Genomic DNA, 25,945 nt, shown 5'->3' with positions numbered 1-25,945 from the left:
GGAACTCATCGCTCAGCCGGTGGCGGCGTCGTCCAGGAACTGGGCCAGCGCGGAGAGGAAGGTGTCGGGCTGCTCGGAGTGCACCCAGTGGCCGGCGCCCTTCACCCGCACCAGCCGGGTGCGCGGGAACAGCGCCGTCATCGCCGCGCGGTTGTCCTCGCGCACGTAGCCCGACTCCGCCCCGGCGATCCACAGCACCGGCTTGTCGAACACCGCCCCCTCGGGCGGCTCCGGGAAGCGGCCGAGGTCAGCCAGGTGGGCGTGCAGGACGTCCAGGTTGAGCCGCCAGCGCCAGCCCACCTCGCGGTCGCGCACCAGGCTCTGCAGCAGGAAACCCCGCACCGTGGGGTCGGGCACCGCCTCCGACAGCGCCTTGTCCGCGTCGCTGCGCGAGGTCAGCGCGGCCAGGTCCATCGCCCGCATGGCGGTGAGGAACCGGTCGAAGTCCGAGCCGCTGCGCTCGGCCGGGTAGCTCACCGGGGAGATGTCCACCACCACCAGCGCGGTGAGCAGCTCGGGCCGGCGCAGCGCCAGCGTCATGGCCGCCTTGCCGCCCATCGAGTGCCCCACCAGGGTGACCGGCTCGCCCAGCTCGGCCAGCAGCTCGGCCACCTCCTCGGCCATCACCCCGTAGTCCTGGGTCTCCGTCCAGGGCGAGCGCCCGTGGTTGGGCAGGTCCACCGTGGTGACCCGGTAGCCGCGCTCGGCCAGGCGCAGCGCGATGGTGTGCCAGTTGCGCCCCTGGCCGAACAACCCGTGCAGGAAGACCACGCGGGGCCCGGACTCGCCGACGGTGCGGCTGGCAAGAGTGCTCACCCGCCCATCTCACCAGAGCCGGTCCGGACCGCGGCGAGGTCCGGGCAGTGCGAAGTCAGGGCAGCAGCGCGAACGGGTCGTGGTCGCGGATGGCGGCGCAGGAGCGCTGCGCCATGGCCGCGAACATGGCGTCGGCCCGCTCGCTGCGCTCGGCCTGGGCGTACACCGCGCCCAGCACGGTCACCAGCGGTCCCTGCAGCAGCCCCAGCCGGTAGTCGCGCCAGGCGTCGTCGTCGGTGTAGCCGGTGACTCCCCCGGCGCGCAGCGCCTGCAGGTAGGCCGCCAGCAGGTCCTCCTCGGCGTCGCGGCGCACCTGCGGATAGAGGCTGGTCTCCAGGAAGTAGCCGACGTCGCGCCCGGGTGGGCCGGTGGCCGCGGTCTGCCAGTCCAGCGCGGTCACCGTCCCGTCGGCGCCGAACATGAGGTTGTCCAGCCGGTAGTCGCAGTGCATCAGCGCGAACGGCTCGGTGCCGGTGACCACCCAGGCGGCGACGGCGTCGGCGGCACGGGTGAGCACCGCGACGTCGTCGGGGCTGAGCCGGCTGCCCATCCGCTCGGTGAACAGCGGCACCGAGTCGACCATCAGCGGACCCAGGAAGTCCGGCGTGTTGAGGCCCCCGGCCTGCAGCCACGCCCGCTCGGCCAGGGTGGGGTCGCACCAGGTGGAGGCGTGCAGCCCGGCCAGGTTCACCAGCGCCGCCCCGGCCTGGGTGGCGTCGCAGCCGGCCAGCTGGTCCCCCGGGCGGGCGTCGGCCACGTCGTCGAGCACCAGGGTGAACACCGAGCCGTCGGCGGAGGTGTCGCCGAACCAGCAGCGCGGCACGCGGGCCAGCACCTGCCCGCCCAGCTCGGTGTAGAAGCCGACCTCCTTGAGGTAGCCCTGCCGGACGATGTCACGGCTGCCCGGGTCCCCCGCGGCCAGCTTCACGACCAGCGTCTGCGGCCCCTGACCGTGCGCCCAGCGCACGTGCAGCCGCAGGTTGGTGCCGATCTGGCCGACCCCGATGGGTGCGGCTCGCACCTCGGCCACCGCCAGGTCGTGCCCGGCCGAGCGCAGGGCCGCGGTGAGCCAGTCGGCGGTGAGCTCGGCCGGTGAGTCGATGGGGCCAGGTGATCCGGTGGCCACCCCGGCGTCGGTCTGCATCGCACGTCCCCCTGCTGCGTTGCCGCCCAGTGCATCTGGGCCGTGGTGTGACTAACGTAACAACGAACTCCCTCCGGCGGTGAGGGCCAAGCGGAGGAGACACGGTGGACCAGCTCACCGAGCTCGGCTTCTACACCCTGGCCGGAGCGCCCCGCTCCCCCGCCGAGGTGCGCCCGGAGGTGGCCGCGGCCGAGGAGATGGGCCTGGGCTCGGCGTTCATCTCCGAGCGGTTCACCATCAAGGAGGCCGTCACGCTCTCCGGCGCGGTGGGGGCGCTCTCGCGCACGCTGGGGGTGGCCACCGCCGCCACCAACCACAACACCCGCCACCCCGCGGTGACCGCCTCCTACGCCACCACCATGCACGGGCTCACCGACGGCCGCTTCACCCTGGGGCTGGGCCGGGGCATCGAGCCGCTCTTCGACGCGTTCGGCATTCCGCGGATCACCAGCGCCCAGATCGAGGACTTCGTCGGCCTGGTGCGCCGGCTGTGGCGGGGCGAGACGATCATCGGCCACGACGGCCCGGCCGGGAAGTTCCCCGTGCTGCACCTGGACTCCAGCTTCGACGCCGACATCCCGGTGGGGATGGTGGCCTTCGGGCCCCGCTCGCTGGCCCTGGCCGGGCGAACCATGGACATGGTGGTGCTGCACACCTACTTCACCGACGACACCGTGCGCCGGGCCGTGCAGACCGTGCGCACCGCCGCCGAGCAGGCCGGGCGCGACCCCGCCGCCGTGCGCATCTGGTCCTGCTACGCCACCGTCGGCGACCACCTGCCCACCGAGCTGCGGCTGAAGAAGACGGTGGGTCGCCTGGCCACCTACCTGCAGGGCTACGGCGACCTGCTGGTGCGCACCAACGGCTGGGACCCGGCGGTGCTGGAGCGCTTCCGCGCCGACCCGGTGGTGCAGGGGGTGCCCGGCGCGATCGACACCGTCGCCGACGTCGAGACGCTGGGCCACGTGGCCGGGCTGCTGCCGGCGGAGTGGCTGGAGCCGGCGGCCACCGGCAGCCCGCGCCGCTGCGCCGAGCGGGTGCTGGCGCAGCTGGACCTGGGCGTGGACGGGGTGATCCTGCACGGCGCCACCCCGGCCGAGCTGGAGCCGGTGGTCGCCGAGTACCGCGGGCTGCGCCCGGCCGGGCGGTTCGACGGCCTCGACGCCAACCCCGGGCGATCCCAGGCTGCCGCTACGAGCTGGGCAACTTCGGCTGGTCCAGCCACGCGGTGAACAGCTCCCGCAGCGGCTGCCCGGCGTGCGCGCCGGCAAGGTCGATGAAGTCGTGGGTGGTCACCGTGAGGTACCGGTAGCGCGTGGTCCACTCCCGCAGCAGCGCGAAGAACGCCTCGTCGCCGAGCGTGCCGCGCAGGGCGTGCAGCAGGAGCGCACCCCGCTTGTAGAGCCGGTCGTCGAACATCCGCTCGGGCTGCGGGTCGGCGAGGAGCAGGTCCTGCGGCAGCCTGGCCAGCTGGGTGCGGGCCTGCTCGGCCAGCCGCGCGGCGGTAGGTCCACCGCACTCCTCCGACCACAGCCACTCCGCGTAGCAGGCGAAACCCTCGTTGAGCCAGATGTGCTGCCAGCCACGGACGGTGAGGCTGTTGCCGAACCACTGGTGGGCCAGCTCGTGGGCCACCAGCCGCTCCCAGCCCCGGCCGCCGTCGACGTGGTTGGCGCCGAAGATGGACGCGCCTTGCGCCTCGATCGGAATCTCCAGCGGGTCACCGGTGACCACCACGGTGTAGGCGGCGAAGGGGTACGGGCCGAACAGCCGCTCGAACAGCGCCATCATCTGCGGCTGCCGGGCGAAGTCGTGCGCCACGGCGGAGCGCAGCGCACTGGGCGCCAGCACCCGCTGCGCCACGCCGCTCTCGGTCAGGGTGGTCGACTCGTACTGCCCGACCTGCACCGTCGCCAGGTAGCAGGCCATCGGCTCGGGCTGCTCGAACACCCAGGTGGTGCGGCTGGACCGGGTTCGCTGGCTGGTCAGCGTGCCGTTGGCGAACACCGTGTAGGGCGAGTCGGTGGTGATGGTGGTGCGGAAGCTCGCCTTGGCGCTCGGGTGGTCGTCGCACGGGAACCAGGACCGCGCGCCGTCGGGCTGGCTGGCCACGATCACCCCGTCGGTCAGCTCCTCCCAGCCGACCTCGCCCCACGGGCCGGTGACCGGGGTCGGGGCGCCGGTGTAGTGCACGTCGACGGTGAGGGTGGCCCCGACGGGGAGCGGGGTGGCCACGCTGACGTGCAGCTTGTCGTCCCGCTGGGCGAACTTCGTCGCCTTCGTGCCGTTCACCGACACCTTGCTCACGGTGAGCCCGGCGAGGTCGAGGCTGAAGCGCTTGAGGGACTGGGTGGTGACCGCGGACAGCCGGGCCCGCCCGCTCAGCCGGTTGCTCGCCACCCGGTAGTCGAGGTCCAGCTCGTAGCGGGTGACGCTGTAGCCGCCGTTGCCGCGCTCGGGCACGTACGGGTCGCCGACGGAGGCCGAGCCCTCCAGCTGGACAGCGTCACGGGACTTCACCGGCAAGTTGTAGCAACAGCGATGGGGTTGCCGACCCAGCGGGTGCCGGCCGGAACCTCGTCCCCGCGCATCACCAGCGAGGCCGGGCCCACGGTGGTGTTGGCACCGATGACCGCCGCGGGCAGGACCACGCTGTGCGGGCCGAGCGTGGCGCCCGCGTGCAGCGTCACCGTGTCCATGCTCATCACCCGGTCGTGGAACAGGTGCGTCTGCACCACGCAGCCGCGGTTCACCGTCGCCCCGTCCCCCAGGGTCACCAGGTCGGCCTCGGGCAGCCAGTACGACTCGCACCAGACCCCGCGACCGATCCGGGCGCCCATGGTGCGCAGCCACGCACCCAGCACCGGGGTGCCCGTGGCGGCGCGGGCGAACCACGGGGCAGCGAGCACCTCCACGAAGGTGTCGGCCACCTCGTTGCGCCACACGAACGAGCTCCACAGCGGGTGCTCCACCGGCCGGAACCGCCCGACCAGCAGCCACTTCGCCGCACTGGTCGCCAGCACCGCGACCGCGCCGGCCGCGATCAGCACCAGGCCCGCGCACGCCGCGGCCACCGCGCCGCCGAATCGGGCAAGCAGCAGCTGCAGGGTCGCCAGCACGCCAAGACCCAGCGCGGCGGTCGCGATCACGGGCACCACCCGGAGCAGCTCCACCAGCGCGCGCGCCACCCGCACCCGTCGCGACGGCGCGAACGTGCGGCCCTCGTCCCCACCGGTGGCCGCGCGACGCAGCCGCACCGGCGGGTTGCCCAGCCACGACGAGCCGGCCTTGGCCTTGGCCGGCGCCGCGGACAGCACCGCCACCAGACCGTTCTTGGGCACCGATCGACCACCGGCGGTCACTCCGGAGTTTCCCAGGAAGGCCCGCTTGCCGACCTTGGCCTCGGCGATGTGCAGCCAGCCACCACCCAGGCGGTAGCCGGCGACCAGGGTGTCGTCCGCCAGGAAGGCGCCGTCGCGCACCACGGTCATCCGGGGCAGCAGCAGCACGGTGGAGGCCTCCACGCCGCGGCCGACACGAGCGCCGAGCGCGCGCAGCCACACCGGGGTGAGCAGGCTGGAGTAGAGCGGGAACAGCCAGCCGCGGGCGGCGTCCATCAGCCGGATGCTCGCCCACACCTGCCAGCCGCGCCGGCTGTGCACCGCCACGGTGCCCGCCCGCATGCCCACACCCAGCGCCCGGACGAGCACACCGGTGAGCAACGCGTAGCCGAGCAACCACAGCAGGGTCGCTCCCGGGAGGGCGAGCAGGCCCCGCCCGGTCGCCGCGCCCAGCGACGGTGCGTTCCCGATCGCCCAGGCCAGCAGGGCGATGCCCGGCAGCCCGGCCAGCACGGGCAGCGCGGCCAGCAGCAGCGAGCCCACGCCGTAGGCCAGCACCCAGACCCTGCTGCGGGCCGGTGCGCGCTCGGGCCAGGGGTGCTTGGCCCGACCCATCCGGGTGGCCGGCGAACCGGCCCAGCGCTGCTCGGCGGGCACGGTGCCGGTGACGGCCGAGCCCGCGGCGATCTCGGCGTCGGCGCCGATGCGGGCGCCGGGCAGCAGGGTGCTGCGGGTGCCGACGGTGGCCCCCGGCCCGACGTGGATCCGCCCCAGGTGCAGCACGTCCCCGTCCACCCAGTGCCCGGCCAGGTCCACCTCGGGCTCCACCGAGCAGCCCCGCTCCAGGGTGAGCATGCCGGTGACCGGGGGCAGCGAGTGCAGGTGCACGTTCTTGCCCACCCGCGCCCCCAGCGCCCGGGCATAGACCGTGACCCACGAGGACCCGGCAAGCCCGACGGCCCCGCTGGCATCGGCCAGCCGCTCGGCCAGCCACAACCGCAGGTGCACGCTGCCCCCGCGGGGGTGCTCGCCCGGGCGCACGCCGCGCAGCAGGATCCGGGCACCGGCCACGGCGATCGCCATCCGGCCCGGCGGGCTGACGAGCACCACCACGCCCAGCACCACCCACCACCAGGACACCGCCGGCGCCCACGGACGCGGTCCGAGCACGTTGTTCAGGGCGGCCAGGCAGGTCAGCCAGCGCAGTCCGACCACCGTCTGCAGCGGGACGGCCAGCAGCAGCTGCAGCACCTGCGTGCGCCGCGGGGTGGGCACCACGGTGCGCCCGACGGTCACCGGTGGCGCCGCCAGCTCCTCCAGCGCCGCGGCCAGCGCGCTGATGCGCGGGTAGTCGTAGACGTCGGCCACGGTCACCGCCGGATAACGCTGCCGCAGCGCGGACACCAGCTGCGCGGCGGCCAGGCTGCCCCCACCGGCAGCGAAGAAGTCGGCGTCCGGACTGTGCACCGGGGCGCCGAGGACAGCAGTCCACTGCTCGGCCACCCAGGCCAGGGTGCCCGTGAGCTCCTGCTGCTCGGCGTGGGCGGACGCCACGGGAAGCGGCCAGGGCAGGGCGGCCCGGTCGACCTTGCCCGAGCTGCGGGTGGGCAGGGCGGGCACCACCGCCAGCATCGGCACCAGCGCGGCGGGCAGCACGGCACCCAGCTGCGCGCGGGCGGCGGCGACGTCGAAGTCCGGGCGGCTCGGGGCCAGGTAGCCCACCAGCACCGGGTGCCCGGCCGGGGTGGTGCGCACCGCCGCGGCGGCGGCAGCCACGTCCGGCAGGGCCTGCAGCGCGGCGTCCACCTCGCCCAGCTCGATGCGGCGCCCGCCCATCTTGACCTGGTCGTCGGCGCGGCCGACGAACACCAGCCCCGCGGCGTCGTTGCGCACCAGGTCACCGCTGCGGTAGGCCCGGTCCCAGCCCAGCGCGGGCAGCGGCGCGAACTTCTCGGCGTCCTTGGCCGGGTCGAGGTAGCGGGCCAGCCCGACGCCGCCGATGATCAGCTCACCTATCTCGCCCTCGCCCAGCCGGGCGCCCGTCGCGTCCACGACGGCGAGCTCCCACCCATCCAGCGCCTGCCCGATGCGCACCGGTCCCTCGCCGGTGAGCCGGGCGGCGCAGGCCACCACGGTCGCCTCGGTGGGGCCGTAGGTGTTCCACACCTCGCGCCCGGGCACGGTGAGGCGGGCGACCAGCTCCGGCGGGCAGGGCTCGCCGCCGAAGATGAGCAGCCGCACCGCCTCCAGCGCCTCGGCGGGCCACAGCGCGGCCAGGGTGGGGACGGTGGAGACCACCGTGATGTCGTGCGCCACCAGCCACGGGCCGAGGTCGCTGCCGCTGCGGACCAGCGAGCGGGGCGCGGGCACCAGGCAGGCGCCGTGTCGCCACGCCAGCCACATCTCCTCGCACGAGGCGTCGAAGCCCACCGACAACCCTGCCAGCACCCGATCCCCGGGACCGACGGGGTGGTCCGGCAGAAAGAGGCGCGCCTCGGCGTCCACGAAGGCCGCGGCACTGCGGTGGCTGACCGCCACGCCCTTGGGCACCCCGGTGGAGCCCGAGGTGAAGATGATCCAGGCGTCGTCGTCCACCGTCGGTGCGCGCGGCGTGGCTGGCACCACCTCCAGCGGCTTGCCGTCGAGGACCAGGCGCACCTCGGCCTCGCCGAACACCAGCGTGGCCCGCTCCTCGGGGTCGTCGGCGTCCACGGGCACGTAGGCCGCGCCCGCGGCGAGCACACCCAGGATGGCGACGTAGAGCTCGCAGGACCCGGACGGGATGCGCACCCCCACCCGGTCCCCGGGGCCGATCCCGGCACCGGCCAGCACGGCGGCCAGCGCTCGAACCTCCAGCCACAGGTCCGCGTAGCCCAGCCGGCGATGACCGTCGTCCAGGGCGTCGGCATCCGGCCAGGACGCAGCAGTGGCAGCGAGGATGTCGAGCAGGGTGCGGGGCTCCGGGGCAGCCGAGCCAGGCAGCTTCTGACCAGGCAGCGTCTGCCCAGGCAGCGGTGGATCAGCGTGGATCACGGCAAGGTCAGTCCTATCGGGGTCTCAGCGCGGAGTCCTGCTGCGGCAGGCGCGGGCCAGCTCGGGCCTTCGCCCACGGTGTACCACCAAGGTGTCCGGAAGGTGAACGCCGCTGCTCCCCCACCACAGCCAGGACGAGCGCAACCGCGCCGCACCAGCGATCCTGGGGACATGCGTGTTCTGGTTGCGGGTTCGTCCGGTTTCGTGGGTCAACGACTGTGCCCTGCCCTTGTCGAGGCTGGGCAGGAGGTGCGGGCCATGACGCGTCACCCCGACACCTACGACGGCGCGGGTGAGGCGGTCTACGGCGACGTGCACGATGCCGGCTCGCTCGCCACCGCGCTGCAGGGCTGCGCGGCGGCCTACTACCTGGTGCACTCCCTGGACGCCGCCGACTTCCAGCAGCGCGACCTGGCCGCCGCGGAGAACTTCGCCCAGGCCGCCGCGGACGCGGGCCTGGAGCGCATCGTCTACCTGGGCGGGCTCGGCGACGACGACGACGACCTCTCCGAGCACCTGCGCAGCCGCCGCGAGGTGGAGCACGCCCTGGGCTCGGCGGGCGTGCCGGTGACCACGCTGCGCGCCGGCATCATCGTCGGCCACGGGGGCATCTCCTGGGAGCTGACCCGCCAGCTGGTGGAGCACCTGCCGGCCATGGTCACCCCGCGCTGGGTGCGCACCCGCACCCAGCCCATCGCCATCGACGACGTGGTGCGCTACCTGGTGGGCGTGCTGCAGGCACCCGAGGCGCGGGGGCGCGCCTTCGACGTGGGCGGGCCCGACGTGCTGGCCTACGTGGACATGATGCGGCGGGTCGCGGCCATCGAGAAGCGGCCGCTGGTGATCGTGCCGGTGCCGCTGCTCTCGCCGGGGCTGTCGTCGCGGTGGTTGTCGCTGGTCACCGACCTGGACACCCAGACCGGCCGCTCGCTGGTGGAGTCGATGCGCAACGAGGTGGTCGTGCGCGACGACAGCATCCGCCAGGTCGTGCCCTTTCAGCCGATGAGCTACGACGACTCGGTCCGGGCAGCGCTGGCCGAGCGCGCCGAGGCCCTGCTGCAGCTGTGAGGATCCCAGCGCCGGCGTGGCTGACGGAGCGGGTGCCGCGCGACCACTGGGAGCCTGACGCCGCCTTCGCCCGGCGCCGCAAGGTGGTGGGCGCGGTGTCGGTGGCCGGGGCCGGGCTGCTGGGGGTGTCGCTGTCCACCGAGCCGGGCTCGCCCGAGTTCTACGGGCTCACCCTGGCGGTGGCCGCCACCTACACCGCCGGCGGCCTGGCGTCGGGGCCGCTGCACCGGGGCTGGGCCCGCGGCCCGGACGGGGCGCTGCACCGGCCCGTGCTGGTCCCGGTGCTGGTGGGTGCGGGCGCGTTCGGCGTCTTCTACGCCGCCGCCCTCGTCGCCCGGCACGTGCCGGTGCTGGACCGCGCGATCTCCTCGGTGCTGCAGTACTCCGACGAGGGCGCCGACCGGCTGGTGCTGCTGACCACGCTGGCCAACGGGGTGGCCGAGGAGGTGTTCTACCGCGGCGCGGTGTTCGCGGCGCTGGGCGCCGGGGCACTGGGCACCGGGCGCCCGGTGCTGGCCACCACCGCGGTGTACACGCTGGCCACCTGCGCCACCCGCAACCCCGCCCTGGTGCTGGCCTCCACCGCGATGGGCACCCTGTTCGCGCTGCAGCGCCGCGCCACCGGCGGCATCCAGGCCCCGATGATCAGCCACGTCACGTGGTCGGCGCTGATGCTGCGCCACCTGCCGCCGCTGTTCGGCAAGCAGTCCTCCGGACTGCTCGGCCCGGGAGGAACCCGGGTCAGCTCGACGACACTCAGCTCGACGACACTCAGCTCGGCGACACTCAGCTCGACGACACGGTGGAGGGCAGGTCGAACTCGACGCCGGTGAGCTCCTCGGAGAGGTCCCACAGCCGCCGCTGCACCTCGCGGTCACGCGACCGGCGGTTGGATCCCACCGGCTTGGGGTGCCCGCGCTGCTGACCCAGCCCGTCCGGGCCCACGTAGGTGCCGCCCGGCAGGTCCGGCGCGGTGGCCGCGTAGAGGGTGGGCAGCGCCCCCATGGTCGCCGACTGCGCCCACACCCGGTTGAGCACGTTGGTCACCACGTCCAGCGGCGACTCCGTGCGCGACTGCAGGTTGGTGCGGGCGTACCCCGGGTGCGCGGCCATCGAGCGCACGGTGGAGCCGGCGGCGTCCAGGCGGTGCTGCAGCTCGTAGGCGAACATCAGGTTGGCCAGCTTGGACTGCCCGTACGCCGGCCACTGGTGGTAGCCGCGCTCCCAGCTGAGGTCGTCCAGCCGGATGGTGCCGATCCGGTGCATCACGCTCGACAGGGTGACCACCCGGTCGGTGACGCGGTCCAGCAGCAGCCCGGTGAGCGCGAAGTGGCCCAGGTGGTTGGTGCCCACCTGCATCTCGAAGCCCTGCGCGGTGCGCCGCAGCGGGATCGCCATGACGCCCGCGTTGTTCACCAGCAGGTCCACCGGGGCGTCCACGGTGTCGGCGAACCGGCGCACCGAGTCCAGGTCGGCCAGGTCGAGCCGGCGCACCTCCACGTCGCCGGTCATCCGGCTGGCGGCGTCGGAGCCCTTGCCGGTGTCGCGGCAGGCCAGGATCACCTGGGCCCCGGCCCGCGCCAGCGCGGCGGCGGTGCACAGCCCCAGCCCGCTGTTGGCGCCGGTGACGATGGCCGTCCGTCCACTCTGGTCGGGGATGTCGGCAGCTGTCCACTTCGTCATGCCGGCAGCCTAGGCGGCCTCCTGGCCCGCGGCGACACCGCGAAGGCGGTCTGCCGCAGCGCGTCCGGAGCGATCGCGCGCCGGGCAAGCGCAGGGTCAGCAACCGTTGACCGAGGGTGTAACGCAGGGCACAGTGTGGCCATGAGCATCCTGGGCACGCGGGTCGTGCGCATCGAGGATCCGAAGTTCCTGACCACCGGTGGCACCTACACCGACGACCTGGTGGACGACCAGCTGACCGGAGCGCTGCACCTCACGCTGGTCCGCTCCCCCGCCGCGCACGGCCGCATCCTGGAGATCGACACCTCCGAGGCGCTGCAGGCACCCGGGGTGGTCGCGGTGATCACCGCTGCCGATCTCACCGAGCTGAGCCCCATCCCTCCGGGCATGCCCTTCTTCCCGGAGGCGATGACCCGCCCGTGGCTGGCCCACGACGTGGTCCGCTTCGTCGGGGAGCCGGTGGCCGCGGTGCTCACCGAGGAGCGCTACCAGGGTGAGGACGCCGCCGAGCTGGTGTCGGTGGACATCGATCCGCTGCCCGCCGTGATCGGCACCGCCAACGCCGTCACCGACGAGGTGCTGCTCTTCCCCGAGGCCGGCACCAACACCGTCTTCGCCATGGGCGAGGAGGTGCCGGAGGACTTCTTCGCCGACTGCGAGGTGGTGGTCCGCCGCGAGATCGTCAACCAGCGGGTGGCGCCGGCTCCGATGGAGGTCCGCGCCGCCGCCGCGGCCTGGGGCGCCGACGGCCGGGTGACGGTGTGGTGCTCCAACCAGGGCGCGCAGGCCACCCGCCGGGAGATCGCGGCGTGGCTGGGCCTGGACGCCGAGCTGGTGCACGTGCGCACGCCCGACGTGGGCGGGGGCTTCGGCGCCAAGATGAACGCCGACCCCGAGTTCGCCCTCATCGTGTGGATCGCCCGGCACCTGGGCCGCCCGGTGCGCTGGGTGGAGACCCGCTCGGAGAACCTCACCGGCATGGTCCACGGCCGCGGCCAGGACCAGGTGGTCACCATCGGCGGCACCCGGGACGGCCGCGTCACCGCCTACGCCCTGGAGCTGGTGCAGGACTCCGGGGCCTACCCACGCACCGGCGCGGTGCTGCCCATCCTCACCGGCATGATGGCTCCCGGTGTCTACGACATCGCCAAGCTGCACACCAAGGTCCGCAGCGTGGTCACCAACACCACCACCATCGCCGCCTACCGCGGCGCCGGTCGTCCGGAGGCCACCGCCGCGGTGGAGCGGGCGATGGACCTGTTCGCCGCGGAGATCGGCATGGACCCCGCCGAGGTGCGCCGCCGCAACCTGATGGAGCCCTTCGACCAGCCCCGTCTCAACGGCACCGGCGCCACCTACGACTGTGGCGACTACAGCCGGGCGCTGGAGCTGGTGCTGTCCGCGGCCGACTACGACGGGCTGCGCAAGGAGCAGGCCGAGCGCCGGGCCCGCGGCGACCGCAACCAGCTGGGCCTGGGCCTGGCGGTGTACGTCGAGGTGACCGGGGCGGGGCCGGACGGACCGGCCGAGGACGCCGAGATCGAGGTGCACGCCGACGGCAGCGCCACCATCCTCACCGGCACCTCCCCGCACGGGCAGGGCCACGCCACCTCCTACGCCATGCTGGCCAGCGAGCGGCTGGGCATCCCGATGGACCGGATCACCGTGCTGCACGGCGACACCGACCTCATCCCCGTCGGTGGCGGCACGATGGCCTCGCGCAGCCTGCAACAAGGCGGCGCCGCTGTGCACCAGGCGGCCGAGGAGCTGGTGGAGCTGGCGCGCACCCGCGCCGCCGAGCTGCTCGAGGCCGACGCCGCCGACCTGGTGGTCGACCAGGTCAACGCCCGGCTGCAGGTGGCCGGCACCGACGTGGGCATCAGCTTCGCGGCGCTGGCCGAGCAGGAGCGGCTGATGGTGCACACCACGTTCACCGCGGGGGCCACCACCTTCCCCTTCGGCGCCCACCTGGCCGTGGTGGAGGTGGACACCGGCACCGGCAAGCCCACCCTGCAGCGGGTGATCACCGCCGACGACGCCGGCCGCATCCTCAACCCGCTGCTCGCCGAGGGTCAGCGGCACGGCGGCATCGCCCAGGGCGCGGCCCAGGCGATGCTGGAGGAGGTGCTCTACGACGAGGACGGCAACCCGCTGACCTCCACCTTCGCCGACTACCCCATCGTCTCCGCCACCGAGGTGCCCAGCTTCGAGCTGCTCTCCATGGAGACACCGACGCCGGTGAACCCGCTGGGCGCCAAGGGCATCGGCGAGTCCGGGACCATCGGCTCCACCCCGGCGGTGCAGAACGCGGTGATCGACGCCGTGGCGCACCTGGGCGTGCGCCACATCGACATGCCGACCACCTCGATGCGGGTGTGGGAAGCGCTCCGAGCAGGAGAGGGATCCTGATGCAGGTCAGCATGAACATCAACGGCGCCCAGCGCACCGACGAGGTGGAGGCCCGCACCCTGCTGGTGCACCACCTGCGGGAGACCTGCGGGCTCCGCGCGGCCAACGTCGGCTGCGACACCTCCTCCTGCGGCGCCTGCACGGTGCTGCTGGACGGCGAGGCGGTGAAGAGCTGCACCGTGCTGGCCGCCCAGGCCGACGGCTCCGAGGTGACCACCGCCGAGGGGCTGGTCGCCGAGGACGGCAGCATGCACCCGGTGCAGGAGGCCTTCCGCGCCGAGCACGGGCTGCAGTGCGGCTTCTGCACCCCGGGCATGGTGTGCGCCACCGTGGGGCTGCTGCGAGAGAACCCGCACCCCACCGAGCGGGAGGTGCGCGAGGGCCTGGAGGGCAACCTCTGCCGCTGCACCGGCTACCACAACATCGTCCGTGCGGTCCTGGCCGCCGCCGAGCTGAACACGGCAGGGTCCACCCCTGCAGAGGCAGAGGTGCGCGCATGATCCCCGCCGAGTTCGACTACGTGCGGGCCGGCTCGGTGGAGGAGGCGCTGAGCCTGCTCGCCCAGCACGGCGACGAGGCCAAGCTGCTGGCCGGTGGGCACTCGCTGCTGCCGCTGATGAAGCTGCGGATGGCGGTGCCCGGGGTGCTGGTGGACATCGGCGGGCTGGCCGAGCTGCGCTACGTGCGGGTGGAGGCCGACGAGGTGGCCATCGGCGCGCTCACCCGCGACAACGAGCTGCACACCTCCACCGTCGCCCAGGCGGAAGTGCCGCTGCTGGCCCACGTCGCCGGGCAGGTGGGCGACCCACAGGTGCGCGCCCGCGGCACCCTCGGCGGCTCGCTGGTGCACGGCGACGCCGCCTCCGACCTGCCCACCGCGGTGCTCGCCCTGGGCGGCACGCTGGTGGTCCAGGGACCACAGGGCACCCGCACGGTCGCGGCCACGGAGTTCTTCCGCGGGTTCTTCGAGACCGCCGTCGGCGAGGACGAGATGCTGGTGGAGGTGCGGGTCCCGCGCACCGGCCACCTCGGCTGGGGCTACGAGAAGTTCACCCGCCGGGCCAACGACTGGCCGATCATCGCCGCGGCCGCCGTGGACGGCCGGGTGGCGCTGGCCAACATGGGCCCCACGGTGCTGCGCGCCACGGCCACCGAGCAGGCCCTGGCCAACGGTGCGTCGATCGCCGACGCGGCCGCGCTGGCCGACGAGGGCACCTCGCCGACCGCGGACATGCACGCCAGCCAGGACTACCGCAGGCACCTGGCCCGCGAGCTCACCCGCCGAGCGCTGGAGAGCGCCGCCGCGGGCTAGGAGCGAGCCAGCCTCAGCTGGCCTCCTCGGAGGTGCGTCGGCCCGACTGCTTGCTGGCGTCCGGGTCGGGGTCGACGGTGCGGCGCTCGGAGTCGTCCAGGATGGCCTGGGCCTGGGCGTCCGGGTTCTCGCTGCCGGCCGCCTGCTCCTCGGGCAGCAGGTCGGCGCGGGTGGCCCGCTGGCCGTCAGGCTCCGGGGTGTTCTGCTCGGAAGAGGTCATGAGGACTGTCTACCGCATGCGCCCCTGGTGAGGCCTTCCCCCCGCCCCGCCGAGCGCCTACCCTTGCCCCACCGTGGCAGTGATCCGTGTCACACCAGGCGGCGGGGAGGTGGCCAGCGTGCGGATCTCAGACGTGTTGCACAGCAAGGGCGTCCAGGTGGTGTCCGTCGCACCGGACACCCCGGTGCCCGAGCTGCTGAGCCGGCTGGCCGCCCACGAGGTGGGGGCAGCGGTGGTGCTGACGGCCGACGAGGTGGTGGGGATCGTCTCCGAGCGCGACGTGGTTCGTCGGCTGGAGCGGCTCGGCCCGGCCCTGCTGGAGCAGCAGGTGGCCGACATCATGACCAGCCCGGTGCACACCTGCTGCCCCGAGGACAGCCTGGACAGCGTCTCGGTGACCATGACCGAGCAGCGGGCCCGGCACATGCCGGTGCTGGTGCAGGGCCGACTGGCCGGGATCGTCAGCATCGGTGACGTGGTCAAGAGCCACATCGCCGAGCTGGAGCACGACCGGGAGCAGCTGACCGCCTACATCTCCCAGGGCTGACCCTCCTGCGCCCACTCTCCTGCGCCCACCCTCCTGCGCACGGCCGAGCACGGGCCTGCGACGATAGGGGCCGGTACCGAGTCCCACAACGGAGGTTTCGCCATGGTCGTCGTCGGTCTCATCGTGGTCGCGCTGACAGTGCTCGTCGTGGTCGCCCTGACGCTGGTGCTGCTCGTGCAGACCATCCGCGGCTGATCCACCCCCGCAGCTAGCGCGAGCCCGCGCCGTCTCGCAGAGCGGCGTCGAAGGCCGCCTGCACCTGGTCCAGCCCCGTGGGCAGCACCGTGCCCTCGCTCGGCCGCACCACCCAGTCCCAGCGCCCGTCGAAGTGCACGCGGGCCACCGCACGGCCGGACTCGGTCGTCAGGCACGGGATGGACACCGTCCAGAACTTGTGGCGCTCGACGGTCGGCTTGCCGTGCCAGAACCGCTCACCGCGGTAGGTGCCGGGCAGCCGTGCCCGTCGGGCCGACTCCACGAACCCGGGGACGCACCACTCGACCATGGACTCGAGGCCCTCGACGGTGTCGGTGGTGCTCATGCCCTCACGATATTCGCCGTCGAGTGGTGCCACCGATCCAGCGGTACCACCAGCAACCCTGCTGTCCCCTCTTCAGCAGGGTCACCGGAGCCGCCCCACGGGCGCGGCTCGCGACGATCTTGGCTGCGCCTGCTGACGCCGAGCAAGTTGCGTTGCGTGAATTGCAAAGTTCTCTTGACCTACCGGGTCGAGCCTCAGTGCCGGTACTCCCGGGGGGTGTGTCCGGTGCTGGCACGGAAGGAACGGGAGAAGTTCGCGTGGTCGCGGTAGCCGCAGGCTTCCGCGATCTCCGCGATGGTCATGCGGCGGGCCATCGGGTCGCGCAGCATCTTGCCGGCCTTGGCGATGCGCAGCTCCCGGATCTGCTGGGCCACCGAGGGGCCGCCAGCCAGGATCTGCTGCAGCCGGCGCACCGAGATCCCCAGCTCTGCGGCGACCGTGGCGGTGGACAGCGCAGGGTCGGCCAGCCGGGCACGCACCACGTCCCTGGCCTGCTGCCGCCGCACGGCGACGGTCCCGCTGTGGTCCGGCTGCCGTCCGATCGCCGAGCGCACCAAGATCTCGACCAGGCCGTTCAGGTACAGGCCCATGCCGGTGGCGTCCAGCGGCGCAACGCTCTGCCGGGCGGCCCGCGCCGCCCCGGTGAGGGCGGCGCTGAGCGCTGGATCGACGCGCAGCGGGCGGAACATCATGGCGCGCAGCGTGGTCATCGGGATGGACAGCTCGGCGGAGTTCACCGACAGCAGCACCATCGGCGCCCGGATGGCGTGCGTCTTGACGATCGGCTCGTCGTCGGACTGCAGCAGCAGGGTGTGCCGGCCGTAGGAGGACTGCTGGCCCCGGGCGTCCACGAAGAGCTGGCCGTCGCTGGGCAGGGTGACCAGCAGGCGGGTGGCGTCCTGGTGGCCGGCCTGCGCGGCGGTGACCTCGGAGCGGTAGGGGTCCACCACCCCGCTCATGATGGTGGCGCCGTTGGCGCGGGCGCTGACCGCCTCAGCCCGGAAGTCGGTGGAGTGCCCGCCCAGCGGACGCATGAGCACAGGCTGCAGGCTGGAGCTCACCGAGCGCTCCCAGTAGGCGAACCGGTCCGACGGCGACACCTCGGTCGTCCGGATGCGGTCAACGACAACGCTGTCCACGCGGCGGTCCCCCCTGGCTCATCCCTGTCTCAGGGTTTTCGCCATTGTGCCCTACCGCCCAACGGGTGCTCCACCACAAAATCCGTTGTGGGGCAACTTGAGCGGGCGGGATCACTAGCCGTTGAAGGTGTCCGGGTCCGGTCCGCGGCGCTCGCCGTTGCCCATGGTGTCGATGGTGACCATCTCGTCGCCGGTCAGCTCGAAGTCGAAGACGTCGATGTTGGCCGCGATCCGCTCCGGGGTGACCGACTTGGGGATCGCCACGTTGCCCAGCTGCACGTGCCAGCGCAGCACCACCTGGGCGGCGGTCTTGCCGTGCGCCTCGCCGATGGCCACCAGCGCCGGGTCGGCCAGCAGGTCGCCCTGGGCCAGCGGGCTCCACGCCTCGGTGACGATGCCGTGCTCCTTGTGGAAGGCCCGCAGCTCCTTCTGGGTGAAGTTCGGGTGCAGCTCCACCTGGTTGACCACCGGCACCACCGACGTCTCGTCCATCAGCCGGGTGAGGTGGTCGATGGTGAAGTTGGAGACGCCGATGGAGCGCACCTTGCCCGCGGCCTGGAGCTCCTCGAACGCCCGGTAGGACGCCACGTAGCGGTCGCGCTCGGGCGTCGGCCAGTGGATGAGGTAGAGGTCGAGGTAGTCCAGCCCCAGCTCGGCCAGGCTGGCGTCGCAGGCCTGCAGGGCGGAGTCGTGGCCGTGGTCGTCGTTCCACAGCTTGGTGGTCACGAACAGCTCGCCGCGGGGCAGCCCGGAGTCGGCGATCGCGCGACCCACCGCCGCCTCGTTGCCGTAGGCCTTGGCGGTGTCGATGCTGCGGTAGCCGGCCTGCAGAGCGGCGGTCACCGCGTCGTAGGTCTCCTCCGCGGGGACCTGGAAGACGCCGAACCCGAGCTGCGGGATCGTGTGGCCGTCGTTCAGGGTGACTGCGGGCACGGACGTTGTCGGTGAAGTCATGCTGGGTGCAACCGGGCCCGAGGCCACCGTGTTCCCCGCGCGCGGAACGTGCTGGTCAGTCCGCCAGCGACAGCGCTCCCGTGGGGCAGGAGCTGACCGCCTCCTCCACCAGCGCGCGCTGCTCGTCCGCGGGTGTGGTGTCCAGGATGTGCAGGTAGCCGTCGTCGCCGATCTCGAAGAGGTCTGGCGCCACCGCCTCGCACATGCCGGTGGAGGCACACGCGTTCTCGTTGAACTCGATCTTCACGGACACTCCTCGGGTTCGGGATCGGGCACGCGTCGGCTCACCGGGCCGGGGTGAAGCGGACCGGCAGGTGGTTCACGCCGTGGAAGAAGTTACTCCGGGTGGGCAGCAGCTCCCCGCTGACGTGGATGTCGGGCAGGCGGTGCAGCACCTCGTCCCACAGGGCACGGATCTGCTGGCGGGCGAGCTGGCCGCCCAGGCAGTGGTGGATGCCGCCGCCACCGAAGCTGATGTGGTGGTTGGGGTGGCGGGAGAGATCGAGCCGCTCGGGGTGGTCGAACACCTCGGTGTCCCAGTTGGCGGAGGCGTAGAACATCACCACCTTGTCCCCGGCGGTGATGCGCTGACCGGCCAGCTCGCAGTCGCGGGCGGCGGTGCGGCGGAAGGTCATGATGGGGGTGGCCCACCGGACCATCTCCTCCACCGCCATGGCGATGCGGCCGTCGAAGTCCGCCATCAGCCACGCTCGCTGGTCGGGGAAGTCGTGCAGCGCCTGCATGCCGTGGCTCAGGCTCTGCCGGGTGGTGTCGGTGCCGGCCACCATGAGCAGCCCGAAGAAGGAGATGATCTCCATGTCGGTGAGGCGCTCGCCGTCCACCTCGGCCTGGGTGAGCGCGGTGAGCAGGTCCGGGGTGGGGTTCTCCCGGCGCTGGGCGATGAGCCCGCCGACGTACTCCCGCTGCTCGAGCATGGACTCGAACAGGGTGGGCAGCACCTCGCGCCCACCCATCACCTCCGGGTCGTGCATGCCGCCGGCGAACTGCGAGGAGGCGAGGATGCGCTCCCGGTCGGCCTCGGGCACGCCCACCATGTCGAAGATGTTGTAGGCCGGCAGCAGCGCGGCGACGTCGGTGGCGAAGTCGGCCTCACCCTTGGCGGCGATGGCGTCGACCACCCGGCGCGCGTTGGCTCGGATCTGGTCGTCGATGCGCCGTATCTGCTTGGGCGTGAACGCCGCCGTGAGCAGCCGGCGCACCTTGGTGTGCCGCGGCGGATCCATGGCGATGAACCCCTGGGCCCCGTCGAGCAGCTCCTGGGGCACGGAGTCGAACATGATGCCCTCGCCGGAGAGGAAGTCCTCGTGCCGCTTGGTCACCTCGATGAGGTCGGCGTGGCGCACCACCGCCCAGAAGCCCTGGTCGTTGGGGTCCTCGATGAGCGGCTCCGCGGCGGGGCGGTGCCAGGACACCGGACGCTCGGCCCGCAGCACCGCGAAGACCCGCTCCCGCTCCTGCGCCGTCGCCGACCAGAAGTCCATGGACGACAGGTCCACCTCGTCGTACGGGCGTGCGGCTCGTTCGGCAGCGCTGCCGGTCAGCTCACTGGTGCTCATTGCGCGTGCTCCTCGCTCGTGCGGTGACGCCCATCACCTTTACACCCTTGCCCGCCATGTACAAGCCGAGCCGGCCATCGGCGCCCCGGCCCGGGCCGGCACGGCATGCTGGGCGAAATCGATTGCTAACCAGGAGGTCTGATGTCTGAGTCGGCTGGCTACGTGGAGCACGTGGGACGGGTGCTGCGCTGCACCATCTCCACCGGGGCCAAGGGGTCCTCGCTCAACGACGACGCGCTGCGGGAGGCAGCAGCCGCCATCGGGGCCATCACCCCCGACGACGGCACCGGCGCCATCCTGCTGGTGGGCACCGGGTCCAGCTTCTGCACCGGCGGCGACGTGCGCGCCTTCGCCGCCGCCGAGGACGTCGCGGGCTACGTGGGCGCGGTGGCCCGCAGCTTCCACACCTTCGTGCTCGCGCTCAGCGAGGCACCGGTGCCGGTGGTCGCCGCGGTGCACGGCTGGGCCGCCGGCGCCGGGATGAGCGTGGCGTGCGTGGCCGACCTGGTGGTGGCCGGTCCCGGCACCAGCTTCCGCCCGGCCTACCCGGCGCTGGGCTTCTCCCCCGACGGCGGCATGTCCTGGACGCTGCCCCGCATCATCGGCGCCGCCCGGGCCCGCGACCTGCTGCTCACCGACGGCACCCTCACCGGCCGCCAGGCGCACGAGCTGGGCCTGGTGAGCCGGCTGGTCGCCGACGACGACGTGGCCGAGCACGCGCTGGCGCTGGCCACGCAGCTGGCCCAGGGTCCCACCGGCGCCCTCGGGGCGATCAAGGGTCTGCTGCGCGACGGCAACCACCGGGGCCTGGCCGAGCACCTGGACGCGGAGGCGCAGTCCATCGCGGCCCGCGCGGAGTCCCCGGCCGGCCGGGAAGGGGTGCGGGCCTTCGTGGAGCGACGCACCCCGCGCTTTCACTGAGGCGCTCCCCCTGAGGCGCTTTCACTGAGGCGCTCCCCCTGAGGCCCTTTCACTGCGGCCCTTTCACTGCGGCGCGTGGCTGCGCTCAGCCCGAACCCTTCTGGTCGCCGATCAGCCGGGCCACCAGCGGCACCGCACCCACCTGGGCCGTCACCAGACCGATGACGACGGCGATCCAGCCCCAGTGCGCGGGCGGGCCCTGGGGCAGCAGCAGAGCGGCGGAGTAGAAGCCCACCAGCGCCACCACCCACACGCACAGGGCGGCCCGCATGTGCCGGCGCGCCACCCCGGGGGTGGCGTCGATGCCCAGCTCCCGCAGGTCGGACGGGGGGTGGTCGCGCACCATCTTGCGGCGCGAGGTGTAGCGCTTGGCGTGGGGGTAGCGGGTGGCGAGCATCCGCCTGGCCCGCCGCGCCGCGCCCGGCCGGGCCCACATCGACCACGGCAGCGCCACGGCCTCGATGCGCGCGGCCGCCGCCCGGAAGCCCTGCTCCCCGAGGATGCTGCGGCCCCGCACCGCGACCACCGCGCTCACCTCGTCCACGAACCCGGTGGCGCTGTCCGGGTGGTACCAGCCGTAGAGCCCGCAGCTGCAGTCCCTGTCCGGCGCGCCGTGCTCGGCGCCGTTGCCGCACACCGCCTGCTGCACGCCCCCGCTCCACGGACCGAGCGCGGCCTGCACCAGCGGGTAGAGCCCGTCGCCCTCCAGCCGGAACTGCCGGTAGCCCCGCAGCTCGCCGGGCACCAGCGCGGCGGGGCCGACGAAACCGCCCCGCGCCGTGCTCACCGGGTCCTGCCTGGCCCTTGCCGCGCCGGCTGCTGGTCGGCGTCCGCCGGAGCCTCCGCCGACTCAGGGATGGACACCGGAGCCTCCACCGCCGGCTCCAGCGGCTCGAACTCGACTTCCCGGATCTCCATACCGATGTTGCACATGGGGCGCTCCCTCTGCCGTGGTCAGTCCGGTGTTCCCCTTCGATGATGACTGCGCGAGCCGGACTCGGCCACCACTGCTCAGGTGAGCAGGTTGTCACGCAGAGCGACCAGCTCCGCGTGGGAAAACCCCTGGTCAGCAAGGTAGGCCGCCGCCCCACCCCACCCGTCGAGGTGGGTCAGGAAGCGGCGCATGGTGTCCGGCTCCGCGGCCAGGATCCAGTCGGGCACCGTGAAGGTCTCGCGGAGCTGGGCGCTGGGGCTGCGGAACAGCCGCTCCCGCACCCGCGGCATGTTCGCGGCGGTGGCGGCGTAGTCGGCCACCACCTCCTCCGCGGCCACGCCGAGGGCCTGCAGCACCAGGGCCACGAGGATGCCGGTGCGGTCCTTGCCGGCCGCGCAGTGCACCACCGAGGCCGTGCGGGTCTGGCCCAGCAGGCGCGCAGCAGCCACCAGGTTCGGGCCGCTGTGCTCCAGGTAGCTGGCGTAGTGCGCCGCCAGGTCACCGTCCTGCCCGGCGTCGGCGGCCAGGTCCAGGCGCACCTGGTGCTGGCCCTGCAGCGGCAGGTTGGCAAAGCGCACCGGCCGCTGGGCCAGCGGGCCCCGCCCGTCGCGCTCCACCTCCGCGGCCGCGCGCAGGTCGATGATCAGCTCCAGCTGCAGCTCGTCCACCAGGGTGCGGACGTCGGACTCGGTCAGCTCCGAGAGGCTGTCGGAGCGCAGCAGCCGCCCGCTGCGCACCGTCCGACCGTCGGCGGTGGGCAGCCCGCCCAGGTCGCGGACGTTGACCGCGCCCTGCAGGTCCAGCTCGCGCGGGCTCATGCCGGTGCCCCGGCCGTGCGCAGCGCGTCCACCAGGTCGTCCAGGCCCAGCGAGCCCATGGACAGCGCGGCCATGTGCCAGCGCTTGAGGTCGAAGCTGTCCCCCTGCTCGGCGCGGGCCAGCTCCCTGCCCCGCAGCCAGGCCCGCTCCCCCAGCTTGTAGCTGATGGCCTGGCCGGGCATCCCGAGGTAGCGGATCAGCTCGGAGTCGGCGAACTCCGCGCTGCGCCCGCAGTGCAGCCCGAAGAACTCCCGGCCCAGCTCCGGGGTCCACTGCTCGCCGGGATGGAAGTCGGCGTCGTCGGGGATGCTCAGCTGGCAGTGCATGCCGATGTCGATGATCACCCGCACCGCCCGCATCTGCTGGGCGTCGAGGTAGCCGATGCGCTCGCCCGGGGTGCGCAGGTAGCCCAGCTCGTCCATCAGCCGCTCCGCGTACAGCGCCCAGCCCTCCGCGTTGGCGCTGACCATGCCCAGGGTGGTCTGGTACTTGCTCAGCTGCGGGGCCACCAGGATCCACTGCGCCAGCTGCAGGTGGTGGCCGGGCACACCCTCGTGGTACCAGGTGCTCACCAGGTCCCACAGCGGGAAGCGCTGCTGGCCCATGGTGGGCAGCCAGGTGCGGCCCGGGCGGGAGAAGTCCAGCGACGGCGGCGTGTAGTACGGCGCGGCGGCACCCCCGGCGGGGGCGATCATCGCCTCCACCTTCTGCACCGGCTCGGCCAGGTCGAAGTGGGTGCCGTCCAGCTCGGCCACGGCGGTGTCCATCATCGCCTGCAGCCGCTGGCGCACCTGCTCCACGCCCTCCACCGCCTCGCCCTCGCTGGCCAGCAGGGCCATCGCCTCGGCCGGGGTGGCGCCGGCCCGCACCCGCTGGGCCTCCGCACGGAGGTCGGTGTCGATGCGGGCGAACTCCTCCCACGCCCAGGCGTAGGCCTCCTGCAGGTCCACGTCGGAGCCGGTCCAGTACCGCGCACAGCGGGCGTAGCGCTCCGGGCCCACGGTGTCCGGCTCCACCGCGGCGACCGGCGCGTAGGTGTCGCGCAGGAACTCCCGCAGCGCCACGCACGCTCCGGTGGCCTCGTCGGCCGCGGCCGCCAGCCCTGCCGCCATCGACTCCGGTGCCGGGGCGACCAGCTCGGCCCAGTAGCGGCTGTCCAGCCAGGCGGTGAGCTGGTCGATGGCGGTGCTCACCTGCCGCGGCCCCGCGAGCAGCCCCTGCCGCACCCCCTCCCGCAGCGACTCGGTGTACCCGGCGTAGGCGCGCGGCACCGCGGTGAGGCGCAGGCGCACCTGTTCCCAGTCCGCCTCGGTCTCGGTGGGCATCATCGTGAAGATCTCCCGCACCGAGTGCATCGGGGAGAACAGGTTGCGGATGGCCCGCAGGTCCTCGCCGTGCTCGATCTGGGCCAGCTCGGCCTCCAGCCGCTCGCGCAGCAGCGTGGCGCAGCGCGCCTCCACCGGGTCGGTCGCGTCAGCGTCGGCCAGCGCGCCGAGGGTGGCCCGCACCAGCTGCAGCTGCGCGGCGGTGCCGGCCGGGGAGAAGTCGTCCAGCTCGCCGGTGCCGTAGGGCAGCCCCAGCTCGGTGGACACCGTGGGGCTCAGCCGAGCCACCCCGTCCAGGTAGCGGTCCGCAATCTGCCGGGGAGTGTCAGCCATGCCCGCATCTTCCCCGCCCACCTCCCTCCCGCGCACCCCGGCAGCCGCCAGGACGGGTTCGGCCCGCCAGTACTGTCAGGCCCCACCATGAGCGCAACGCTGCAGACCACCGCCCTCGCCGCCGCCCACGGGGAGCGGACCCTGTTCTCCGACGTCGACCTGGTGGTGGCCCCGGGCGACGTGGTCGGCCTGGTGGGCGCCAACGGGGCCGGCAAGTCCACCCTGCTGCGCATCCTCGCCGGCCTGCACCGCCCCGCCGAGGGCACCGTGGCACTGAGCCCGCCCGACGCCACCGTCGGCTACCTGCCGCAGGAGCCCGACCGGGTGCCCGGCGAGACGGTGCTGGACTTCCTGGGCCGCCGCACCGGCGTCACCGAGGCTGAGCGGCTGATGGACGCCGCGGCGGAGGAGATGGCCACCGGCGGCGGCGAGGACTACTCCGCGCTGCTGGAGCGCTGGCTCGCCCTGGGTGGGGCGGACCTGCCCGAGCGCGCCCAGGCGGTGGTCGCCGACCTCGGGCTGGGCGCCGACCTGAGCGCCCCGATGACCAGCCTCTCCGGTGGGCAGGCCGGGCGTGCCGGGCTGGCCTCGCTGCTGCTGTCGCGCTACGACGTGCTGCTGCTGGACGAGCCGACCAACGACCTGGACCTGGACGGGCTGGCCCGCCTGGAGCGCTTCGTCAGCCAGCTCAGCACCCCCGCGGTGATCGTCAGCCACGACCGCGAGTTCCTGGCCCGCACCGTCAACCGGGTGGTGGAGCTGGACCTCGCGCAGCAGCAGGTGGGCCAGTACTCCGGCGGGTACGAGGCCTACCGGACCGAGCGCGAGACCGCCCGCAGGCACGCCCGCGAGGCCTACGACGACTACGCCGACACCCGCTCGGGCCTGGAGGACCGGGCCCGCATGCAGCGGGGCTGGATGAAGGCCGGGGTGGGCAAGGCCAAGAAGTCGGCCAACGACTCCGACAAGCAGAGCCGCAAGTTCAAGGCCGACGCCAGCGAGAAGCAGGCGGCCAAGGCCCGCCAGACCGAGCGGCGCATCGAGCGGCTGGAGGAGGTGGTGGAGCCGCGCAAGGAGTGGGAGCTGCGGATGTCCATCGCCGCCGCCCCGCGCGGCGGCTCGGTGGTGGCCGCGCTGGACGGTGCCGTGGTGCAGCGCGGCGACTTCACCCTGGGTCCGGTCACCGTGCAGGTGGACGTCGGCGACCGCATCGTGCTCACCGGCGCCAACGGCTCCGGCAAGTCCACCCTGCTGGGACTGCTGCTGGGCCGGCTGCAGCCCACCTCGGGCACCGCCCACCTGGGCAGCGGCGTGCAGCTGGGCGAGGTGGACCAGGCTCGGCGGGCCTTCCTGGGCGAGCAGAGCCTGGCCCGCGCGTTCGGCGAGGCGGTCCCCGAGCTGCCCGACGCCGAGGTGCGCACCCTGCTGGCCAAGTTCGGGCTGCGCGGGGCGCACGTGGGCCGCAGCGCCGCGTCGCTGTCCCCCGGTGAGCGGACCCGCGCCGGGTTGGCGCTGCTGCAGGCCCGCGGGGTGAACCTGCTGGTGCTCGACGAGCCCACCAACCACCTCGACCTGCCGGCCATCGAGCAGCTGGAGCAGGCGCTGGAGGACTACGCCGGGACCCTGCTGCTGGTGACCCACGACCGCCGGATGCTCACCACCGTGCGCAGCACCCGCCGCTGGCAGCTGACCGCCGGCCGGTTGCACGACAGCGAGTGACGCGGTGAGTGGTGGGAGTCACTGCCCGTCGTTCTGACTTGGCGCGGAAGGGCTCCCATGACCTAACGTTCCCCTTCGGGCAAAACCCGATTCGATTATTTGCTGACCGGT

General features: G+C 73.4%; 24 protein-coding genes. 9 read left to right on the top strand and 15 right to left on the bottom strand.

Features of this window, described 5'->3' with window-relative positions:
• Nucleotides 1–12 precede the first annotated feature (12 nt).
• Nucleotides 13–816, bottom strand: coding sequence for an alpha/beta fold hydrolase (locus AC3YNX_RS07765; RefSeq protein ID WP_127782070.1), 804 nt, complete (start codon nucleotides 814–816; stop codon nucleotides 13–15).
• A gap of 55 nt (nucleotides 817–871) precedes the next feature.
• Entirely contained in the window at nucleotides 872–1,960 is a 1,089-nt protein-coding gene (locus tag AC3YNX_RS07760) for a phosphotransferase family protein (RefSeq protein WP_489995108.1), read from the bottom strand.
• Between the two features lie 104 nt (nucleotides 1,961–2,064).
• Between AC3YNX_RS07760 and AC3YNX_RS07755 the strand changes: the two genes are divergently transcribed.
• Nucleotides 2,065–3,192 (top strand): TIGR03857 family LLM class F420-dependent oxidoreductase, encoded by a 1,128-nt coding sequence (locus AC3YNX_RS07755; RefSeq protein ID WP_489995107.1) that lies wholly within the window; start codon nucleotides 2,065–2,067, stop codon nucleotides 3,190–3,192.
• Here AC3YNX_RS07755 and AC3YNX_RS07750 read toward each other — a convergent pair.
• Together AC3YNX_RS07750 and AC3YNX_RS07745 are read right to left on the bottom strand one after the other, a co-directional pair.
• Nucleotides 3,152–4,480: a M1 family metallopeptidase gene (locus AC3YNX_RS07750; RefSeq protein WP_489995106.1), complete on the bottom strand. Its 1,329-nt coding sequence runs from the start codon at nucleotides 4,478–4,480 to the stop codon at nucleotides 3,152–3,154. The genes AC3YNX_RS07755 and AC3YNX_RS07750 overlap by 41 nt on opposite strands.
• Nucleotides 4,477–8,334 (bottom strand): Pls/PosA family non-ribosomal peptide synthetase, encoded by a 3,858-nt coding sequence (locus AC3YNX_RS07745; protein WP_489995105.1) that lies wholly within the window; start codon nucleotides 8,332–8,334, stop codon nucleotides 4,477–4,479. The genes AC3YNX_RS07750 and AC3YNX_RS07745 overlap by 4 nt, the downstream gene beginning before the upstream one ends.
• Before the next feature lie 171 nt (nucleotides 8,335–8,505).
• On the opposite strand from AC3YNX_RS07745, the gene AC3YNX_RS07740 reads away from it, so the two are divergent.
• Nucleotides 8,506–9,402, top strand: a complete 897-nt coding sequence (locus AC3YNX_RS07740) for an NAD(P)H-binding protein (protein ID WP_489995104.1) — start codon at nucleotides 8,506–8,508, stop codon at nucleotides 9,400–9,402.
• Nucleotides 9,399–10,235, top strand: a complete 837-nt coding sequence (locus tag AC3YNX_RS07735) for a CPBP family intramembrane glutamic endopeptidase (protein WP_489995103.1) — start codon at nucleotides 9,399–9,401, stop codon at nucleotides 10,233–10,235. Before AC3YNX_RS07740 ends, AC3YNX_RS07735 begins: the two co-directional genes overlap by 4 nt.
• Here AC3YNX_RS07735 and AC3YNX_RS07730 read toward each other — a convergent pair.
• Nucleotides 10,189–11,085, bottom strand: coding sequence for an oxidoreductase (locus AC3YNX_RS07730; RefSeq protein WP_489995102.1), 897 nt, complete (start codon nucleotides 11,083–11,085; stop codon nucleotides 10,189–10,191). The genes AC3YNX_RS07735 and AC3YNX_RS07730 overlap by 47 nt on opposite strands.
• Nucleotides 11,086–11,226: 141 nt before the next feature.
• Between AC3YNX_RS07730 and AC3YNX_RS07725 the strand changes: the two genes are divergently transcribed.
• From AC3YNX_RS07725 to AC3YNX_RS07715, 3 genes are read left to right on the top strand one after another with little or no spacing between them, the layout of a single operon-like run.
• Nucleotides 11,227–13,494: a xanthine dehydrogenase family protein molybdopterin-binding subunit gene (locus AC3YNX_RS07725; protein WP_489995101.1), complete on the top strand. Its 2,268-nt coding sequence runs from the start codon at nucleotides 11,227–11,229 to the stop codon at nucleotides 13,492–13,494.
• A complete protein-coding gene (locus AC3YNX_RS07720) occupies nucleotides 13,494–13,994 on the top strand; it encodes a (2Fe-2S)-binding protein (RefSeq protein ID WP_127782062.1) in 501 nt (166 codons plus the stop codon). Before AC3YNX_RS07725 ends, AC3YNX_RS07720 begins: the two co-directional genes overlap by 1 nt.
• Nucleotides 13,991–14,806: an FAD binding domain-containing protein gene (locus tag AC3YNX_RS07715; RefSeq protein WP_489983617.1), complete on the top strand. Its 816-nt coding sequence runs from the start codon at nucleotides 13,991–13,993 to the stop codon at nucleotides 14,804–14,806. The genes AC3YNX_RS07720 and AC3YNX_RS07715 overlap by 4 nt, the downstream gene beginning before the upstream one ends.
• A gap of 13 nt (nucleotides 14,807–14,819) precedes the next feature.
• On the opposite strand, the gene AC3YNX_RS07710 is transcribed toward AC3YNX_RS07715, so the two are convergent.
• A complete protein-coding gene (locus AC3YNX_RS07710; protein WP_489995100.1) occupies nucleotides 14,820–15,026 on the bottom strand; it encodes a hypothetical protein in 207 nt (68 codons plus the stop codon).
• A gap of 118 nt (nucleotides 15,027–15,144) precedes the next feature.
• Between AC3YNX_RS07710 and AC3YNX_RS07705 the strand changes: the two genes are divergently transcribed.
• Nucleotides 15,145–15,573: a CBS domain-containing protein gene (locus AC3YNX_RS07705; RefSeq protein WP_489983616.1), complete on the top strand. Its 429-nt coding sequence runs from the start codon at nucleotides 15,145–15,147 to the stop codon at nucleotides 15,571–15,573.
• Nucleotides 15,574–15,781: 208 nt separating this feature from the next.
• Here the strand turns inward: AC3YNX_RS07705 and AC3YNX_RS07700 are convergent, their stop codons facing one another.
• The 5 genes from AC3YNX_RS07700 to AC3YNX_RS07680 all read right to left on the bottom strand — a co-directional run bounded on the left by AC3YNX_RS07700 (nucleotide 15,782) and on the right by AC3YNX_RS07680 (nucleotide 19,784).
• The gene (locus tag AC3YNX_RS07700) at nucleotides 15,782–16,114 is read right to left on the bottom strand and encodes a hypothetical protein (RefSeq protein WP_127782058.1); all 333 of its coding nucleotides are present in this window, start codon (nucleotides 16,112–16,114) and stop codon (nucleotides 15,782–15,784) included.
• Nucleotides 16,115–16,308: 194 nt separating this feature from the next.
• Nucleotides 16,309–17,253: a helix-turn-helix transcriptional regulator gene (locus AC3YNX_RS07695; protein ID WP_127782057.1), complete on the bottom strand. Its 945-nt coding sequence runs from the start codon at nucleotides 17,251–17,253 to the stop codon at nucleotides 16,309–16,311.
• 114 nt (nucleotides 17,254–17,367) lie between these two features.
• Entirely contained in the window at nucleotides 17,368–18,207 is an 840-nt protein-coding gene (locus tag AC3YNX_RS07690) for an aldo/keto reductase (protein WP_127782056.1), read from the bottom strand.
• A gap of 55 nt (nucleotides 18,208–18,262) precedes the next feature.
• On the bottom strand, nucleotides 18,263–18,454 hold the full coding sequence (locus AC3YNX_RS07685) for a ferredoxin (RefSeq protein WP_127782055.1): 192 nt from the start codon (nucleotides 18,452–18,454) through the stop codon (nucleotides 18,263–18,265).
• Nucleotides 18,455–18,491: 37 nt separating this feature from the next.
• Nucleotides 18,492–19,784, bottom strand: coding sequence for a cytochrome P450 (locus AC3YNX_RS07680; protein ID WP_127782054.1), 1,293 nt, complete (start codon nucleotides 19,782–19,784; stop codon nucleotides 18,492–18,494).
• Between the two features lie 141 nt (nucleotides 19,785–19,925).
• Here AC3YNX_RS07680 and AC3YNX_RS07675 point away from each other — a divergent pair, with 141 nt between their 5' ends.
• A complete protein-coding gene (locus AC3YNX_RS07675; protein ID WP_489995099.1) occupies nucleotides 19,926–20,705 on the top strand; it encodes an enoyl-CoA hydratase/isomerase family protein in 780 nt (259 codons plus the stop codon).
• 85 nt (nucleotides 20,706–20,790) lie between these two features.
• On the opposite strand, the gene AC3YNX_RS07670 is transcribed toward AC3YNX_RS07675, so the two are convergent.
• From AC3YNX_RS07670 to AC3YNX_RS07655, 4 genes are all read right to left on the bottom strand, one after another.
• Nucleotides 20,791–21,492 carry a hypothetical protein gene (locus AC3YNX_RS07670; RefSeq protein ID WP_489995098.1) on the bottom strand — a complete coding sequence of 234 codons (702 nt, stop codon included), beginning with the start codon at nucleotides 21,490–21,492 and terminating at the stop codon, nucleotides 20,791–20,793.
• Entirely contained in the window at nucleotides 21,489–21,638 is a 150-nt protein-coding gene (locus AC3YNX_RS07665) for a hypothetical protein (protein WP_489983612.1), read from the bottom strand. Before AC3YNX_RS07665 ends, AC3YNX_RS07670 begins: the two co-directional genes overlap by 4 nt.
• 78 nt (nucleotides 21,639–21,716) lie before the next feature.
• The gene (locus tag AC3YNX_RS07660; protein ID WP_127782051.1) at nucleotides 21,717–22,457 is read right to left on the bottom strand and encodes a tyrosine-protein phosphatase; all 741 of its coding nucleotides are present in this window, start codon (nucleotides 22,455–22,457) and stop codon (nucleotides 21,717–21,719) included.
• Nucleotides 22,454–24,115 (bottom strand): DUF885 domain-containing protein, encoded by a 1,662-nt coding sequence (locus tag AC3YNX_RS07655; RefSeq protein WP_489995097.1) that lies wholly within the window; start codon nucleotides 24,113–24,115, stop codon nucleotides 22,454–22,456. The genes AC3YNX_RS07660 and AC3YNX_RS07655 overlap by 4 nt, the downstream gene beginning before the upstream one ends.
• A gap of 87 nt (nucleotides 24,116–24,202) precedes the next feature.
• Between AC3YNX_RS07655 and AC3YNX_RS07650 the strand changes: the two genes are divergently transcribed.
• Complete coding sequence (locus AC3YNX_RS07650; protein WP_489995096.1) at nucleotides 24,203–25,834, top strand: ABC-F family ATP-binding cassette domain-containing protein; 1,632 nt, start codon at nucleotides 24,203–24,205, stop codon at nucleotides 25,832–25,834.
• The last annotated feature ends 111 nt before the right edge of the window (nucleotides 25,835–25,945 follow it).

Source organism: Rhodococcus sp. Z13_19A, assembly GCF_058133575.1.
The sequence above is the reverse complement of the archived record's forward strand: the minus strand, read 5'-3'. Positions and strand labels throughout refer to the sequence as shown.